11 protein-coding genes and 1 riboswitch are annotated in these 18,943 nt (G+C 48.8%); of the genes, 8 read left to right on the top strand and 3 right to left on the bottom strand.

The features are described 5' to 3' along the window. Positions 1-2 precede the first annotated feature (2 nt). Positions 3-1,043, bottom strand: a complete 1,041-nt coding sequence (locus tag LL912_RS09265; RefSeq protein ID WP_235553303.1) for a homoserine O-acetyltransferase family protein — start codon at positions 1,041-1,043, stop codon at positions 3-5. Between the two features lie 66 nt (positions 1,044-1,109). Beyond that, on the bottom strand, positions 1,110-2,423 hold the full coding sequence (locus tag LL912_RS09260) for an O-acetylhomoserine aminocarboxypropyltransferase/cysteine synthase family protein (RefSeq protein ID WP_235553302.1): 1,314 nt from the start codon (positions 2,421-2,423) through the stop codon (positions 1,110-1,112). 306 nt (positions 2,424-2,729) lie between these two features. After that, a riboswitch (SAM riboswitch) is annotated at positions 2,730-2,837 on the bottom strand. 288 nt (positions 2,838-3,125) lie between these two features. Between LL912_RS09260 and pckA the strand changes: the two genes are divergently transcribed. Further along, entirely contained in the window at positions 3,126-4,730 is a 1,605-nt protein-coding gene (gene pckA / locus LL912_RS09255) for a phosphoenolpyruvate carboxykinase (ATP) (RefSeq protein ID WP_235553301.1), read from the top strand. Positions 4,731-5,150: 420 nt separating this feature from the next. Here pckA and LL912_RS09250 read toward each other — a convergent pair whose 3' ends face one another. Beyond that, positions 5,151-6,647 carry an arylsulfatase gene (locus LL912_RS09250; protein WP_235553300.1) on the bottom strand — a complete coding sequence of 499 codons (1,497 nt, stop codon included), beginning with the start codon at positions 6,645-6,647 and terminating at the stop codon, positions 5,151-5,153. A gap of 411 nt (positions 6,648-7,058) precedes the next feature. Here LL912_RS09250 and LL912_RS09245 point away from each other — a divergent pair, with 411 nt between their 5' ends. The 7 genes from LL912_RS09245 to LL912_RS09215 all read left to right on the top strand — a co-directional run bounded on the left by LL912_RS09245 (position 7,059) and on the right by LL912_RS09215 (position 18,864). Continuing rightward, on the top strand, positions 7,059-7,577 hold the full coding sequence (locus LL912_RS09245; protein WP_235553299.1) for an RNA polymerase sigma factor: 519 nt from the start codon (positions 7,059-7,061) through the stop codon (positions 7,575-7,577). 48 nt (positions 7,578-7,625) lie between these two features. Then, positions 7,626-8,699 carry a FecR family protein gene (locus LL912_RS09240; RefSeq protein WP_235553298.1) on the top strand — a complete coding sequence of 358 codons (1,074 nt, stop codon included), beginning with the start codon at positions 7,626-7,628 and terminating at the stop codon, positions 8,697-8,699. A gap of 144 nt (positions 8,700-8,843) precedes the next feature. After that, entirely contained in the window at positions 8,844-11,948 is a 3,105-nt protein-coding gene (locus tag LL912_RS09235) for a SusC/RagA family TonB-linked outer membrane protein (RefSeq protein ID WP_235553297.1), read from the top strand. Between the two features lie 42 nt (positions 11,949-11,990). After that, the gene (locus tag LL912_RS09230) at positions 11,991-13,646 is read left to right on the top strand and encodes a RagB/SusD family nutrient uptake outer membrane protein (RefSeq protein ID WP_235553296.1); all 1,656 of its coding nucleotides are present in this window, start codon (positions 11,991-11,993) and stop codon (positions 13,644-13,646) included. Positions 13,647-13,658: 12 nt separating this feature from the next. Then, on the top strand, positions 13,659-15,191 hold the full coding sequence (locus LL912_RS09225) for a sulfatase-like hydrolase/transferase (RefSeq protein ID WP_235553295.1): 1,533 nt from the start codon (positions 13,659-13,661) through the stop codon (positions 15,189-15,191). A gap of 268 nt (positions 15,192-15,459) precedes the next feature. Further along, complete coding sequence (locus LL912_RS09220) at positions 15,460-15,729, top strand: hypothetical protein (RefSeq protein WP_235553294.1); 270 nt, start codon at positions 15,460-15,462, stop codon at positions 15,727-15,729. A gap of 144 nt (positions 15,730-15,873) precedes the next feature. Further along, complete coding sequence (locus LL912_RS09215) at positions 15,874-18,864, top strand: sensor histidine kinase (RefSeq protein WP_235553293.1); 2,991 nt, start codon at positions 15,874-15,876, stop codon at positions 18,862-18,864. Positions 18,865-18,943: the final 79 nt, after the last annotated feature.

The raw sequence follows: 18,943 nt of genomic DNA, 5'->3' as shown, positions 1-18,943 counted from the left end.
TTTTATTTTATCGCCACGCTCTTGGCATGACGGGTTGTGAATTTTTTTATTGCCTCTGATATCTGGTCAAATTCCAGCAGGAATCCGTCGTGCCCGTAGTCGGAGCGGATCAGTTTCTCAATCGCTCCGGGAATATGTTCGGCTAAAAATTCCTGTTCTTCCGGGGGAAATAACAGATCGCCTTCCAGGGCCAGCGCCAGGGTTTTTGCCTTAATGGTTTCCAGTGCCTTAATCACGCCGCCACGGCCGCGGCCCAGGTTATGGCTGTCCATACTTTTACTAAGGGCATAATAGCTGAACGCATTGAACCGTGCTGCTAGCTTGGTGCCCTGGTAGCGCTGGTAACTTTCACTCCGGAAAGCTTCCAGTTGTTCATCAGAATGTTCGGATTGCGTTTTATTATAGGCCGTAGCATTACGATAGGAAAGCAGGGCAATACCCCGTGCTACTTCCATGCCTTTCAATCCTGCTTCCGGATTTTTCGTTTGCCAGGTTTGATCGGCTTCAATGGCAAACCGCTGGGAAGCGTTAAAGGCTTTCCCCCAGGGCGAATGTACCGCGTTGGTGGCCAGCGGAACGATGTATTCAAAGAGCTCAGGGTCCAGTACCGCCCATTCCAGGAGTTGTTGACCACCGGTGCTGCCGCCAATACCGATCTTGATTTTTTGAATGCCCAGCTCTTTTTGTAACAGCTGGTAGGCGCGTGCCATGTCGCGGATCGTGAAGAACGGAAAGTCATGATAGTACGGCTCTCCGGTTGCCGGGTTCAGATCCAGCGGACTGCTGCTTCCGTAACAGCTGCCCGGCATATTTACGCAAATAATAAAATCCTTTGCGGGATCAAAAGCCCTTCCTGCACCAATCATTTCGGGCCACCATTCATGCGGGTTGCTGTTGGCCGTCAGCGCATGAAAAATCCATACAATATTGGATTGTTCTTCATTGATGCTGCCATAGGTTGTATACGCCAGCCGCAGGTTCTGAAAGCGGACACCGCTTTCCAATACAAAGGGAGCTGAATATGTAAATACGTGTTGTTGCATTCTTTTTGAAAGACCTGCAAGATGTTCACCGATCTGAATAAGGGGAAATCTTGCAGGTCTTGTTTTTTACTTGTTAAAAACAGCCGCAAAAGCCTGCTCAAAATCTGCTTTAATGTCTTCGATATGCTCAATACCAAGGCTGATGCGGATCAGGTTGTCTAATACACCGGCACTGGCTCTTTCGGCTTCACTGAGCTGCTCGTGTGTGGTAGAGGCGGGATGAATGGCCAGTGTTTTGGAATCGCCCACGTTTGCCAGGTGGCTTACCAGCTTCAGGTTATTGATAAAGGACCTTCCGTTTTCAATTCCGCCTTTGATGCCAAATTGCAACACACCGCCAAAGCCGTTAGTAAGATATTTTTTGGCCAGGTTGTGATAAGGACTACTTTCCAGACCCGGGTACCATACAAACTCAACTTTATCGTGCTGTTCCAGCCATTCTGCAAGAGCAAGGGCATTGTCTACTGTGCGTTGTACACGCAGGGAAAGCGTTTCCAGGCCCTGAAGCAGCAGGAAAGAATTGAAAGGGCTCAACGCAGGTCCGAAATCGCGGAGGCCTTCTACCCGGGCGCGGATGGCAAAAGCGATATTGGGCAGTCCCAGCGGGTTGCCTTCTCCAAATACCTGCCAGAAATTAAGCCCATGATAACCTTCCGACGGCTCGGAAAACTGCGGGAATTTACCGTTCCCCCAATTATAATTGCCTCCGTCTACAATGATGCCGCCGATGCTGTTGCCGTGCCCGCCGATCCATTTGGTGGCTGCTTCCACTACAATGTTCGCGCCATGCTTAAGAGGTTGGAACAGGTAACCGCCGGCACCGAAGGTATTGTCTACGATCAGCGGCAGATCATATTCTTTTGCCAGTGCGGCAAATTTTTCAAAGTCGGGCACATTCAGCCGCGGGTTACCCAGCGTTTCAATATAGATGGCTTTTGTTTTATCGTCGATCAGCGGACGGAAGCTGTCTATATTGTCATCAGCCGCAAACCGTACGTCAATACCCAGCCGTTTAAAAGAAACTTTAAACTGGTTAAATGTGCCCCCGTATAAGAAAGGAGAAGTGACAAAATTTTCGCCGGCCTGCAACAGGTTGGTGATGGCCAGGAATTGTGCGGCCTGCCCGGATGAGGTAGCCAGCGCAGCAACGCCTCCTTCCAGTGCGGCAACCCGCTGCTCAAATACATCGGTGGTCGGATTCATGATCCGTGTATAGATATTGCCAAATTCCTTTAAACCAAAAAGATTGGCAGCATGATCTGCATTTTTAAAAACATAAGAAGTAGTCTGGTAAATCGGTACGGCACGGCTTCCGGTTGTAGGATCCGGTTGCTGGCCGGCATGCACTTGCAAGGTGTCGAAATGTAGTTGGTTACTCATAAAAAATGATGCATTTAATAAAGTGAAGAATGATGTTGAAATATGTAAGGGTCGTTAAAGAACACCTGTTGGGGTATAAGGTAGAAGGTATGCCGGCTAGGGCATACAGCAGATGCAGCAACACATTACGGGCGTAATGTACAAAATAGGATATGTTGCGTTTTGTTTCATGCAGACTACGAATTTAGTAGAGTTTTGTTTCATATTCAAAAAAATTACAGGCAGCAGTTCGCCGTTGCATAAAAAAAGCCCACCCGGATAAACCAGATGAGCTGTTCTATTAAGTTTTTTAATATGCTACGATCCGACTTATCTTCCTCCCGTTTTGCGGGAGCTGGAATTGGCACCTTGTTATCCTCATAACAGGTTGCCAAGGCTTCACAGGGCCAAACCCTCTGCCTTTCTTGATAAGGTTTCCCGCCGGGGCGGGAAAATAAAAAGAACTATAAATAACCTTTACCAGGCCGGCGCAAAGGTAGGAAACAAAAAGGAAAGAAAAAAGCCCAGGATCAATCCCGGGCTAAGAAATTGTATTTCAGACAGAAATGCAAACAATTGTTAGCTTAATAATTAAATGTTGAAAATTATTCTTTATTTATTCGTTGTTTGTTTTAAAATATCTAATTGTTGATCTTTAAAATATATTTTTTTTAGATTTTTTCAAATTATATTTTTGCTGTTTCAACAAAGTTTCAACGCAATATGCTTACAAAGCCATTCGAAATCCCCGGAAAACAGCTCAAGGCAGCGGGGTTAAACCTAAACAACCAGATCCATTACCAGTTGTCCCCTGATGAGCTGGTAGATGATGCGCTTATGAATCACCAGGGGAGGCTGAATGATACCGGGGCCCTGGTTATTTCTACCGGCAGGTTCACCGGACGTTCGCCCCGCGACAAATTTGTTGTGAAAGATGCTGTAACAGCAGCAACCATCGATTGGGGAAATTTTAATAACCCGATCGAGGAATTCTATTTCGACCGGATCCTGGAAGACGTGCGCAATTATTTAAACAGCCGCAAAGAGTTGTGGGTAAGAGATGCCTATGCCTGTGCCGCACCGGAATACCGGCTGAATATCCGGGTCGTAAACGAGCTGCCCTGGATGAACCTGTTCGCGCACCATCTTTTTTTACGACCTTCTGAAGAGGAGCTGGAGCATTTTGAGCCGGACTGGCATATTCTGTCCGCGCCTTCCCTGGAGCTGGATCCGGTACGTTGCGGCACCCGGCAGGGCAACACTACTGTTGTAAGCTTTAAACATAAAATGATCCTGATTGCCGGCAGTGCCTATACTGGCGAAATCAAAAAAGGGGTTTTTTCAATATTGAATTACCTGCTGCCGCAAACCCGCGGCGTGCTTAGTATGCATTGTGCCGCCAACAAGGGAAAGAAGGGTGATACAGCCCTGTTCTTCGGATTGAGCGGTACGGGAAAAACAACCCTGAGTACGGACCCGGACCGGAAACTGATCGGCGATGATGAGCATGGCTGGGATGATAACGGTGTGTTTAACTTTGAAGGAGGCTGCTATGCAAAGTGTATCGGACTTTCTGCGGAAAAGGAGCCGGAAATCTATCGTGCAGTAAGAAAAGGGGCGCTTGTTGAAAATGTTAGCTTTTTCCCGGGTACCAACCGGATCAATTTTGATGATGCTTCGGTTACTGAAAATACAAGGGTAGCCTATCCCATCGATTTTGTGGAGAACAGTGTTCCGGAAGGAACCGGTGGCATTCCCAGGAATCTATTCTTTTTAACCTGTGATGCTTATGGAGTGCTGCCGCCCATTGCCCGGCTCTCGCGCGAGCAGGCGCTGTATTATTTTATCAGCGGCTACACTGCAAAAGTAGCGGGCACTGAAACCGGGGTTACGGAACCCAAAGCTACTTTCAGTGCCTGCTTCGGTGCCCCCTTTCTGCCGCTGCATCCTGCGCGTTATGCAACGATGCTGGGCGACCGCATTGCCCAGCACGGTGTAAAAGTATGGATGGTGAATACCGGCTGGACGGGTGGCGCTTATGGCACCGGAAGCCGGATGAAACTTGCAGACTCCCGGGCAATGATCCGGGCTGCGCTGAACGGAAGCCTGGATAATGTCATTTATCACAAAGATCCTGTTTTCGGCCTGATGATACCGGGTACCTGCCCCGGTGTGGATCCGAACGTATTAAACCCGAGCCAGACGTGGCAGCACCCGGAGGCCTATGATGCCCAGGCGCAGAACCTGGCAGCACAGTTTATAAAGAACTTTGAAAGCTACGAAACTATAGTTGCAGCAGCAGTAACGGCGGCCGGACCGAAACGTTGATAGAAAGCTAGTGTTTGTTTTATGAAGGAGCCACTGGTAACAGTGGCTTTTTTTATGGCACCGTTTTTACAGGCATATAATTGTTCGGCGCTTTCTTAGCGATAGCTAACCGCAACCAACGCAGCGCGATAACGATGCTGCCACCGGTTTTCATTGGGATCGTTGCGGTGCTTGTTGGTAAAAACGAACCGCAAAGATCGCAAGGATGTTCGCGAAGTGTGCTATGTGTTTTTGAGCGATGATTAATCCGGCTTTCTTTGCGATCGTTGCTGTAAAAAACAAACCACGAAAATACGCGAGGATTTTCGCAAAGTAGCGAAGGAGGTTGTAACGATGCTCGCTCCGGTTCTCATTGCGTTCTTTGCGGATGCTTTGCAACCGTTGCGGTAAAGAACAAACCACAAGAAATACAAAAAAACTTCAGCGTTTCTGCGCCTCTGCGGCCTTCTCAAATTTCGGGTCTATAAATTCCCATTCTTTTATATGCGGATGCTGATGCTCTTTTGTTGCAATGGCCTGCATCTGTTGGATAATGCCGGGGTGCCGAGTGGCAATATCATCTGTTTCACGCAAATCTGTTTCCAGGTTGTAAAGCTGCCAGGATGCCCCTTTGTCTTTCTGTACACCGGTACGTATGCCTTTCCATTTTCCAATCCGGATTGCCACCTGACCTCCCTTTTCAGGATATTCAAAATAAAGATAGGGGTGTTGTTGCTGGGTTCCTTTGCCCAATAGCTCCGGTAGCAGCGAAAGGCCGTTAACGGCATAGGGCAACCGTTGCCGGATAAGCTCGGCAAATGTGGGCATCATATCATATTGCACGGAAAGCAGGGCACTGGTTTTGCCCGCAGGAATCTTGCCCGGCCAGCGGGCGATAAAGGGCTCCCTGAAGCCGCCTTCATAAACATCCATTTTCAAACCGCGTAGTCCCTGTACGCTGTTAAAAAAAGCGGCGTCAACCCCGCCGTTAAAAGTAGCTCCGTTATCGCTGGAGAACAGGATCAGGGTATTTTGATCCAGTCCCAGCTTTTTGATCTCATTCATAATGAGGCCTACCTGGTCGTCGAGACAGGTAATCATGCCGGCATAGGTGGATAGCGGGTATTTAGATGCTGCATAGCCATTTTGCCCATAGTAGGGCTTTTCATCAAACTGTCCCTTGTACATATTGATGTATTTTTCCGGTACCTGCAGTGAGACATGCGGAATGGTGTAGGGCAGGTAAAGAAAGAAAGGTTGTTGCCGGTGTGTACGGATAAACCCCAGTGCTTTCTCCGTCATCTTATCAATGGAATACACATTGCCTTTGAAATAATCAAAGTCGCTATCGGTGGCGGTTTGCGGGTTGAGCTGCCGGTGTACCCAGATGTTGGGGTTGTTCAGCGTGTCCCATGTATGGTTTTCCCAAAGATGTGTGGGATAGTAATTGTGCGCCTGTTTCTGATCGAGGTATCCATAAAAATAATCGAAGCCCTGCAATAATGGGTGCCCCGTGGTATGTACAGATCCCAAGCCCCATTTTCCGATGGCTGCTGTTGCATACCCCGCATTCTTAAAAAGATGTCCCAGGGTGAAACTGCCTTCGGGCAGCGGCATCTGGCCGCCTTCCAAACTGTCCGGGAAGCCTCCCAGTTCATAGTTGCCTCTTATGTAGGAATGTCCCCCATTTTTTCCGGTCAGCAGCATACAACGTGCCGGTGCGCATACCGGTGTGCCGGAGTAGTGTTGGATAAACCGCATGCCCTCGGCGGCCATCTGATCCAGGTGTGGCGTTTTGATTTTTTGTTGACCGTAGCAACCCAATTCCCCGTAGCCCATATCATCGGCATAAATGTAAATGACATTGGGTTTTTGTTGGGCAGTGATGGTAGTAACATATACAAACAGCCCGGTCATAATGAGCAGTATTTTTTTCACAATGATCTGTATTTTACTGGCAGGAGCCAGTATGGTTTTGTAATTGTATTTTGAGATCATGCTCCTGAGACCGGCCGGCGGAGATCAGCGGGTTACAAAATGGAACGAGCAGGCACGAAGGTAATGTATTTGTAAAAAGCCGCATGGCTGTTGGTGTTGTTTGTGCAAACGAATGCACACCGGTGCTGATTTTTTCGTACAGTCTTCAATACTCTCAATATTTTAAATTTACTTTGCGCCAGTGTTTGCCAGTGCTGCTTGTTTAAAGAAATTCGTACTTAAGCGCGTCTGCAGGAACCGGGAAAGCCGGGTGGGTGTTGTATATTATATGAAGGAGGGCGTAATGGAAACAGAATGGCGGCTATTGGCTGTCCTTATCGCGGCAGCGCATTTTGTTTGTTGTAAATGTATATGTTGAACCAGGTACAAGATATCAGGGATGGAAACCAAAAAGCGTTCGAGGCGTTCTATGCGCTTTGGTCGGAGCGTGTTTTTTTTCTTTTTCTGAAAAAAACCGGCAACGAGGCCGATGCTGCCGACCTTACCCAACAGACGTTTATTAAGATGTGGCAATACCGCTCCGGACTCTCCGATACCCATTCATTAGAAACCATGCTGTTCCAGAATGCCCGGCTGGTATTTATCGACTGGTTGCGTAAAGAGGCCACGCAACGGAAACGCCGGGCCGTGGCCGAAGCATTTTATACACAATCCCCGGCAGTATTAACGGATCATGAACAGCTGCATCTTGCTATCCGGCGGCTGCCGGCAATGCGCCGTAAAGTGATCCGCTTAAAGCACCTGGAAGGCTATTCCTATAAAGAAATTGCTGTTTTAATGAACCTGTCGGTTAAAACAGTAGATAACCATGTGCGGCAGGCGCTGAAACAATTGCGCAGGATGCTGACCACTGTATTCTTTTTTTTATAATTTTTTTTTTCCGCTAGGGGATTTTTTATTTGCAAACGTTATACATAAATGAAAATGGATAATGCTGTCACAAAGGAGATGGTGGAGCGGTTCTTCGACAATCAATCGGATGAGGCAGAGGCTGAAAAAGTAACGGCATTTCTCAAAGCGCACCCCGAAGTACTGCAGCACTATATTCCGGATGCGGCATTCCGCCAGATGCCGGAAACACAGCAGCTGGAGGAGCCGTGGAAAGCAGCAATGTGGAAGGCTGTAGCACAGGGGATCAACAAGAAGAAAAAAACGCGCTATTTACAAAAGATGCTGGCAGCGGCAGCCGTGCTGGCACTGGTTTTGGCAGGATATGCGTTGTTAAATTTCCTGGGTGGCGGCAAGCGGGGAATCCGCCATACGGAACCTGCATTTACGGTTGTTGAAAATCCTTCCGGAAAAGAAACGGCGCTGCAATTACCCGATGGATCTGTGCTGCGGTTGCAACCCGGCAGCCGGGTAGAGTATGCGGGCACATTTAAGGAGCAGCGGCAATTGTGCTTAACAGGAACAGCTTATTTCAAAGTAGCGAAAGATTCACTGCATCCTTTTCTTGTAGAGGCAAACGGCATACGTGTGCGGGCACTGGGTACCGAGTTTTGGGTACAGGAAAACCGGGAGCAGGCAACGATACAGGTAGATCTGACGGAAGGAAAAATAGCGGTGCGCGATCTGGATCATGCGGCCATACTGGAGCCCGTGATCCTGGTGCCGGGGGAAGGCGTGCTGGTAGACCGCAGGAATGGCGTGGCCCGGGTTATACGGCCCGCCCGGAAGGATGCCGCCGGGATGGCGGCTCATAAAGCAACCCCAGCGGCCCGCGGGCAGTTAACATCCGCGCATGGAGCGGTAGTGTGGGGAAATAAGGCCTATTCGTTTAACCGCGAAACATTGCGCCGGGTATTCGACCGGATCGAACAACGGTACCACGTAACGATTGTATTAAAAACAAAGGAGATCGGAGATTACCTGTTTACAGGAACGATCATGTATAGCGATTCGCTGGATGTTTTACTGGAACAACTTTGCCAGTTGAACGGATTGCGGTATCAAAAAAGTGAGAACCAAATTACAATAGAGAAAAACGATTGACCCTGTGGGCATACGGATAACTGCCATTCCTTTACAGGAGCATTCCGTTCATTTTTTAAAGCAGCGTCACTGTGCTGAACAGGGACGAACAAAAGCACATGCGTTTTGAACAACTATTTTATTGAATATAAAAGACAGGTAACTATGCAGTTAAAATTTTATCGCGTTTTAATCGCACTGGTCATGCTTTGCTCCCTGCAGGGCATGGCACAACACAATGCCGAAGTGCGGGGATTGGTATTGAGCCAGGGAGGCGAGCCGCTTCCGGGCGCTTCGGTTAGGATCGTAGATGTACAAAATCCTGCAACGGTAGTGCACCAGGTCACGGATGCAACGGGCGGGTTTGCCGCCCAGATGGTGTATGGACGTTCCTATGATCTTTATTTTTCGTTCGTGGGATACCGGAACGACTCATTGAAACGTTTTTCACTGAATGCCGGGGAAAAAAGCAGCATTATGATGCGGCTGGCGGCCTTACCCGGTCAAATGGATGAAGTGGTGGTAGTGGGATATGGTACGCAAAGAAGGGTAAACGTGATCGGTGCCATTTCACAGGTAAACGCTAAGGACCTCAATAACCGGGCGGTTACACAGGCTACCCAGGCACTCACCGGTCAGATGCCGGGTGTTACGGTCATCCAGCGTTCGGGGCAGCCGGGAGGGGGCAGTGCAGGAACGATCCGGATCCGTGGCGTTGCATCCTTTGGTGCCAACCCGGATGCATTGGTATTGATCGACGGTATTCCCGGTCAGCTAAGCAATATAGACCCGAATGATATATCAAGCATATCGGTGCTAAAAGACGCTGCATCGGCAGCAATCTACGGTTCAAGGGCGGCAAATGGTGTGATCCTGGTTACCACAAAATCCGGACAGGGGATGAATGGAAAAATAAAGATCAGTTATAATGGTTATATCGGCACGCAACGGGCCACGCAATATCCGGAGTTTGTGCATTCATGGGAATACGCGCAGGCACGCAACGAAGCCACACCCGGTACTTATACGGAAGAGGAGATCCGGAAGTTTCGCGATGGCTCGGATCCAGATCATTACCCGGATGTAAATTATATCGACCTGATGTTTAAAAAAGGTACGTTACAAACGGGGCATAATTTGTCTGTGGCGAATAAAACCGCCAATACCGATTACCTGCTGTCGCTGGGCTATCTTTATCAAAACGGTATTGTTGCCCGGAATGATTACCAGCGCTACAACCTGCGTTTTAATATGTCGAACCGGCTGGCCGAAAAATTAAAGCTTTCAACAAGACTGTCTGCCACGCAGGAGCTCAATGATCAGCCCGCTCCGTCGGCTACCCAGGACTTCAGTGATATGCTTACGGCCATCAGCCAGGTGGTGCGGATACCGGCAACCTTTCCTTATCTGCTCAGCAATGGCGATTTTGGTACGGGCCTTGCCAACAAGGGTACGCCTTATACCTATCTTAATAATGAGTCCTTCTTTAACTCAAAGTGGACGAACCTGGCGGGTAATCTGCGGCTCGACTGGGAGATTGTGCACGGGCTTACGCTTTCCGGCATCGGCGGATATACCAACAGCTCCAACTGGTCGCGGCGGTTCTTATCGAGCCAGGTATTGAATGCCGCGGTGAGGCTGGGGCCGGGGAACCTGACCCAGAACAATGAAGAAGTAGAATATAAAACCCTGCAGCAATTACTGGAATATAAAAACACCTTTGGGCAGCATGCGGTCAACGTATTGCTGGGCCATACCTATGAATACAACGGCGATCGCGTTTCTTCCAATTTCCGGAACGGGTATGTATCCAACAGTCTTACCGAGCTAAACGCAGGTGATCCCGGAACCCAAACCAATTCCGGTAATAAAACGGAGTGGGCCATGGATTCTTATTTTGGCCGGCTTCAATACAATTATGCAACACGTTACCTGGCCGAAGTGACTGTACGTAGGGATGGATCCTCACGGTTCCCGCCCACACTCCGTTATGCTGATTTTCCCGGCTATGCCTTGGGCTGGCGTATTTCTGAGGAACCGTTTTTTAAGCAACATATTCCGTGGATCAATGAACTCAAGCTCCGGGCTTCTTATGGTACGCTGGGCAATCAGAATATTGGTAATTATCCCTGGCAGCTGGTGCTGGCGCTGGGCGGCAATTACAGTTATCCGTTCGGAAATACGATTGCGGCCGGTTCTATCTTAACCACGCTTACAGATACCACGCTTCACTGGGAGTCTACCCGTACCAAGGATATTGCATTGGAGGGAACCGCGCTAAAGGGGCGGCTAAGTTTCAGCGCGGCGTATTTCGACCGCTATGGGTACGATATCCTGGCCAACCCCGGAAGCAGTTATTCTGCGGTGCTGGGATTTGGTGTGGGAACCATCAATGCCGGTAAACTGAGCAATAAAGGCTGGGAATTTGAACTGGGATATAATGAAACCCGGAACAAATTCACCTATGGAATGCGGGCTAACCTTTCGGTGATCCGGAACAAGGTACTGGACCTGGGACCAGGGCTGAATATTCCGCAACCCAACGGCCTGGTAGGAAATGGTTCCAGCCGCTTCCTGGGCTATCCGATCGATCTGTATTACGGGTATCGCGCAGACGGTTTGTTTGTAGACCAGGCAGATATTGACGCGTACGCCAATCAAACGGCGATCAATCCCAAGCCGAAACCGGGAGATATCCGTTATAAAGATATCAGCGGTCCCGACGGAAAGCCGGATGGCAAGGTGGATGCCACTTACGACCGGGCAATACTGGGCACCAATATTCCCAAATATACCTACGGGATCGCATTACATGCAGGATATGCCGGAGTGGATTTCAGTGCCTTGCTGCAGGGTGTAAGCGGCGTAAATGGCCGTCTGACCAACTATGCAGGCTACGCCATGTACCAGAACGGGAACATTCAGCGGTGGCAACTGGATGGAAGATGGACGGCGCAGGATCCTGACCGGAATGCACGTTATCCCCGTATGGAAGAAATTGCCAATACAGGTACGCCCAATACCCTGCTATCGGATTTCTGGTTGCTGAACGGCAGCTATCTCCGTATTAAAAACATTCAACTGGGTTATACCCTGGGGGATAAAAATCTTAAATGGATGAGGATACAGTCGCTGCGGATATTTGCAGCAGCCGAAAACCTGGCAACCTTTAGCCGCTATCCGAGAGGATGGGATCCGGAGATCAATACAGCCGGAGATTATTACCCTATCCTGGCCAACTTTACCCTGGGTGTAAATGTGAATTTTTAATACCCGCTTCCGATTGTGAAACCGTGCATAAACTTTACGACAATGAAACAAATGATAGTTCAAAAAAAAGACCTTGTTTGGGCTTATGTGGCCCTGGTTATTGTTACTTTTTGCTCCTGTGCCAAAAAGCTGGACCTGTATCCCAGGGATCAGTTTGCCAATGATGTTTTCTGGACCAGTGAGGCCAACGTAAACGTTGCACTGACCGCTTTGTACCGCGGAAACATCCAGATGCAGAAAGCCGCTGAGTTCGGGCCAACCGACTGGTGGTCTTACAACGGGTTGCTGTTTCTAGAGTTTGCAACCGATAATGCATATGACCGCAGAGGCGATAACTCCAACTTTAACAAACTTACCAACGGAACGCTTACTGCCAATACTGGTGATTATCCTAATTACTGGAGCAACAGTTACTCCAGGATTTCGCGCTGCAATTATTTCCTGGATAATATCGGTAAAGCGGCCATCGGGGATGCCCTCAGAAAGCGGGTGATTGCTGAGGCCCGGTTTCTGCGCGCCACACAGTATCTGTATCTGTCCACGTATTTTGGCGCTGTTCCGTTGGTTACTGCGGTATTGCAACCCGAGCAGGCCAATAAGGTAACCAAAGCCCCTTTAAGCGAGGTGCAGGCTTTTGTAGCAAAAGAACTCACGGACGCGGCCGCCGACCTCCCAACAGCCAAACAACTGGCTGCACCGGAAAGAGGACGAGCTACCCAACAGGCGGCACTTGCTTTTTTGGGGCGCCTGTACCTGAACCAGGAAAACTGGCAACAGGCGGCGGTCACTTATAAAAAGATCATAGATCTGAATGAGCACCTGATTGATCCGGATTATGCCAGTTTGTTTAACGGCACCAACGAAAGCAGCAAGGAAATCATCTTTGCAACGCAGTACCTGGTTGACCTGGCACCCAATGGGATGTTACAGCATTTCTTTCCGGCAATGTCAGCGGGGTGGGGTATTTTTTGTCCGCTCGGAAGCCTGGCCGAAGCATATGATTTTAAAGATGGCAGCGCGTTTTCGTATAACAGTCCGCAGTACGATCCCGCAGATTTTGGAAAGAACCGTGATCCGCGGCTGGCCGCAACTATCCTTTACAGCAATGCGCTTTTTAAAGGAGCGCCGTATATCAGTCATCCGGATGTGACCTCTTCTCCGGATCAGCTAACGCTGAGTAAACAAGCTACGAGAACGGGTTTCAGCATGCGGAAATTTGCCTATGATGGATTTGGAGGCGGTGATCTGCAGAATTCCGGTATCGACCTGCCGATTATCCGCTATGCAGAGGTGCTGCTCAGTTACCTGGAAGCACAGGTGCGGATGGGTATTGCAGGGCAGGGCCTGCTGGACGAAACGATTAATAAAGTGCGTGCCCGCGCTTCTGTATCCATGCCCCCGGTTACCGAACAGGATCCGGTAAAGCTGATGGCCATTCTGAAGAAAGAACGCCGCGTGGAGCTGGCGCTGGAAGGCACCCGTTTATGGGATCTCTACCGCTGGAACGATGCCGTAACGGTACTGCAGGGTAAATTCTTCGGTGCCGCTTATCCCGGCGCAAAAAACTTAAGAAAGGCTCCTGACGGGGCTACTGATCCCAACAGCCGCTGGTATGTGACAACTAAGAATTTTAAAGCCGAAAATTATCCCTGGCCGGTGCCACAGGCTGAAGTAAATATTAACCCCAATCTGAAATAAATTATATTTTTGATGATGCAGAAAAAATGGATACTTACCGCAATGCTCGCCTGGAGTATGCTAGCTGGTTTTTCCCAAACCAACAACCGCCCAAATGTGCTGATCATTTATACCGATGATGTAGGTTACGGAGACCTGAGTTGCAATGGGGCTAAAGTGATTGCAACGCCCAATATCGACCAGCTGGCGCAAAACGGAATTAATTTTTCCAACGCGCATGCAACGGCCTCTACTTGTACGCCCTCCCGGTATTCCCTGCTTTCGGGCAGGTATGCCTGGCGTAAGAAAGGAACCAATATCCTTCCGGGTGATGCCAACCTGATAATTCCTACTGATATTACCACGCTGCCCAAAGTGTTTCAGCGGGCCGGCTATATCACCGGGGTTGTAGGGAAATGGCACCTGGGGCTGGGCAATCAATCGCCGGTAGACTGGAATAAGGAAGTTGCACCCGGACCAAGAGAAGTAGGGTTTGATTATTCTTTTATATTTCCTGCAACGGCCGACCGGGTTCCCACGATCTTTATGGAAAATCAAAAGGCCCTTGGTTTGGAGGAAAAAGATCCGATCGCCGTTGACTATCAAAAAGCATTCCCCGGTGAACGAACGGGAAAAGAACATCCTGAATTATTAAAGCAGCCCAGTGATCCCCGGCAGGGGCACGACGGGCATATTGTAAACGGTATTGGCCGTATCGGGTTTATGCAAGGTGGGACACGCAGTGAATGGACAGACGAAGAACTGGGATATGTGTTTAATAACAAGGCCGTCGATTTTATCGACCAGAGCCTGAAACATAAAAAGCCCTTCTTCCTTTATTATGCCATTCATAACATCCATGTGCCCCGGATGCCTGGAACGGAATTCAAAGGAAAGAGCAAGCTGGGATACCGGGGGGACGTGATCCTTGAGATGGACCATAGCGTAGGCGTGGTGATGGCTGCATTGAAGGAACGGGGGGTATTGAAGAACACCATCGTTATTTTCAGCAGTGACAATGGCCCGGTACTCAATGATGGCTATATGGACCAGTCTGCAGAAACGGCCACGGCCCTCAATCATAAACCGGGAGGTGTATACCGGGGCGGTAAGTACAGTGCTTTTGAAGCCGGTACAAGGGTGCCCTTTATTGTACAGTGGCCGGCAAAGATCGCCGCTGGCAAAAGATCGGATGCCCTGGTGAGCCAAATCGACCTCATGGCTTCGTTTGCCGCATTCCTTCAGGTAAAGCTGCCCGGCGGGGAGTTTACCGACAGCCGGAACTATTTTTCAACTTTAATGGGCCAAAGCATGAAATCCCGCGATTTTATTGTGGAACAGCCGGCCAACAGTGCGTTGTGCATCGTGAAGGACGGCTGGAAATACCTGTCGCCTTCAAAAGGACCCGCATTGATGGGAGCGGTGAATATCGAAACCGGGTACAGCCCGGAGGGGCAGTTATACGATCTGAAAAAGGATCCGGGAGAACAGGCGAACCTCGCTGCAAAATATCCGCAACGGGTGCAGGAGCTTAAGACACTGTTGGAAAAGATAATGGCGGAGTAAAAAAACGCATATCGTTTTATAACGCAACCGTAATTCATGCGACTAAACAGGCTGCGGGAAACCATTCCCGCAGCCTGTTTTAATATATTGCTCCCTGGCAATTGAGGATGACCCGGAACCTACATTTCATCAAAAATCAGTCGTTAAAGGGAAACGGCTGTTTTCCCCTTTCGCCGGGATCCGGGAAGTGAAGCCAGACGGGACTCCGGTAATTTTATTTTAAATATGTACGCCATCGGTTTAACTTGCATTTTAAATCTTCCTGCAAATGAGAAAATCCTACCTGCGTATGATCCTGGTGTTTTTGTTGTTTGGCAGCGTCAGCAAGGGAACTGCACAACGGCTTTCAACCGGCGATATTGCCTTTACGGGGTATACGACTATTTTAAGAACCGAAGGTATTTCAAATAGTACCATCATCAGTTTTACGGACAATGGCTGGGATGCTGCGCTTTGTTGCGGACCAAAAAGCAGTCGGCTTATTCCTGCCGGGATCTACCGGCCAGTGATTTTTAGTCCTGTTAAGTGTCCGGGTTAGCTTCGTAAAGATGTCAACGAGGTCGTGCGAATCGATTCTTTAGCCGAACGCTTCGGTGGATAATTGATCCGGTTTGGACCAGAAAATATCCGGTTGGCAATACTGCTTTTGTACATAGAACGCTTCCTTGTTATTTTGAGTTTAATGAAAAAGAGCATCCTTGTTTTGCTGCTGTTTTTTGGAGGCCGGCTGCCTGCGCAGCAACCGGCTGTCTTTCATCAGATTACCACTGCCGATGGTTTGAACGATGGCTGGATTCATGCCATCTGCCAGGATAAATATGGCTACATGTGGTTTGCTTCGGGTGGTGCATTAAATCGTTATAATGGAAGAACGATCAAACAGTTTGGTTACGACCGTACCGACAGTACATCGCCCCCGGCTTCGGTTTGTAGCGCGATTGCCTGTGGCGCCGACGGCCGGCTCTGGTTTAGTTTTTGGAACGAGATCGTGGAATTTGACTATTCCTCTTTTGCATTCCGGAAGATAAAAAAGGCCTCCGGTTTTAATGTAAACACAATTGTGCCCGTTGCCGCCGACCGGTTATACCTGGTGTCAAGATCCGGTTTGCGCTGCTATAATCCCGTTGCCGACCGGTTTGAAGCGCTGAGCGGTGACGCTGCCTCCAGCCGGTTATTGAAAACAATAAAGGCCGGCAGCGCGTTTTTGAAAGGAAGCGACCTGTATATCGGCGGCGATGGCTGTTATGTGATTTATAACGTACGATCGGGAATGGCCAGTTATCACGAAGTAAAAGCGCTGGAAGGAAAAGCTGTTAATAAAATTATGGTATCGGCTTCCGGCGATCTTTGGCTGGCCAGCCATGCCGGTTTCCGCTTGCTGCGGATTGACGGGCAAACGCACCAGACGGAGGTGCTGGACCATTTCCTGGTGAAAGACCAGCGCGATGTAAAAAGTCTTGTAAATGGATTTGCCGAAGATGAACGTCATACGATCTGGATCATTACCAACCTGAATGGGGTGCTTTGTTATAACCCGCAGCAAAAAAAGCTGGAGCATTACCGGTATGATCCGGGCGCAAAAAATTCGTTGCTCAGTAACCTGATGTATTCCATCTGGAGGGGGAAGGATAAAAGGATCTGGCTGGGGACGGATATCGGTGTTAATTATATAGATCAGCAGCGGAATATATTCCGGGTGGGGTATCCCTTTGGCAACGCCCGGGCACATGCTGTTACCCGGGGCATTGAAGAAGACCATGAAGGAAACCTTTGGTTTACCACCGGAAACGGCATCTCCAGGTACAATGTGCGGGAGGGCACCTACAAGGTTTGGCAAAACCAGCCCGGCAAGCAGGATATGATCTATTTCAACTCCGTTCGTGCCGTTGTGGAAGATATAAATCATGATATCTGGGTGGCTACGGGAGCAGGAGTGAATCGCCTGAACCGGGCAACCGGCGGCATGGATTTCCTCACCATTAAAGATTCTATACCGCAGTCGTTTTATTTTAGCGCGAACAAAACAAGTGACGGTACGGTATGGTTTGGCGCGCGGGATTATGACGGGCTTTATTTTTATCTGCCGGCGGAAAAGAAATTTCACAGTATCACCAGCCACCCTGTATTGAAAAAGTATGCCGGGTATGCGGTGCGTTTTGTTTTCGAGGATCGCAGAAAAAGAATTTGGTTTGGTTATAACGGCGATGGCTTGTCGTTGTATGATCCGGCAACCGGCACCACCCAACTTTGGCGAAGCACAGACAAAACACCCAATACCATTATCGGTGATGTGGTTGTTAGTATTAACGAAGATAAATCCGGCAGGATATGGGTAGCTACCCTGAATGGCATTACCTGCATCGATACCGACAAATATACCTTTACCTCTTATACGGTAAAGAATGGCTTGCCCAGTAACAGTGTGGGAGGGATTGCTGTTGACGATCGTAACCGGATCTGGCTGGGTACAGCGGCTGGTATGGTCATGCTGGAACAATCAAGACGCTTTTTTACCCCCATAGGCGCCGGTGCAGGATTGCTGATTACCGATTTTGTGGAGCATCCGGCTTTTAAATTAAAGAACGGTGAATATATAATGCCTTCCCGTAAAGGCTATGTACAGTTTGATCCCTTACAGTATAAGACGGATAGCAGCGCTGTTAACTGTTTTATTGCCGATATCGGTATCGGCGGAAATAAACATATCCCCATGCGCAGGATCAATGGGAACGGTGCCATTGCATTGAAAGATGATGAAAACTTTTTTACTATTGAACTGGAGGCGGTACATTTCAATGCGCCTTTGTGGTATGCCTATAAAATGGAAGGCCTCGAAAAAGACTGGCACTATACACAAGACCCGAAAGTGGTATATAGCAGTGTACCAGGTGGTGATTATACGTTTAAATATAAGGCCTCTACCAATATAAGCGACTGGGGTGGTAGGGAAAAGCAGCTCAGGTTACAGGTAGCCGATGTTTTTTACAAAACCGGGTGGTTTAAAATCATTGTGTTCCTGCTCATCGTTGCTTCGGCTTTTATGACTTACCGTTTCCGAATGAACAAGCAGCGGCAGATCATGAGTCTTGAAACAAAAGCTGAATCGTTGGAAAAAGAAAAGACGCTGGTGCAATATGAAAGTTTAAAACAACATTTGAACCCGCATTTCCTGTTTAACTCGTTAACCGCCTTGCGCAGTTTGATTAAAACGGACGCCAAAACCGCCACCGCCTTCCTGGATGGAATGAGCAGGGTGTACCGCTATGTGTTAAAGAGCGATGAACAGGAGCTGGTGTACCTTGGGGACGAGCTCGGATTTGTTACCACCTTTGTAGAGTTACAGAAGATCCGTTTTAAAGAAGGGTTGGCAGTGGCTATTGAGGTGCCTGATGCATTCCTTAATAAATATATGGTGCCCGTAACGCTGCAGAACCTAGTGGAAAATGCGATAAAACATAATACAGCGGATATAGACAGTCCGCTGCGGATTTGCATTTATACAGAGACGGATTATGTGGTTGTGCGCAATAACCTGCAGCGGTACCGCATCGTTGAAACAAGCAATAAACGGGGCCTGGCCAATCTGCAAACCCTGTACCGTTATTATTCCGATAAGCCGGTGCAGATCATTGAAGACGGCCGGTTTTTTATTGTTAAAATACCCTTATTATGAGAGGGCTCTGAAGACTAAATTCATCTGCCGGTTTACAGATTGATTGGGGGCATGTTTATCTAACAATACTGCAAGCCCG

Source organism: Niabella agricola, assembly GCF_021538615.1.
Lineage (GTDB): Bacteria > Bacteroidota > Bacteroidia > Chitinophagales > Chitinophagaceae > Niabella > Niabella agricola.
This window is presented reverse-complemented; position numbering and strand designations above follow the sequence as displayed.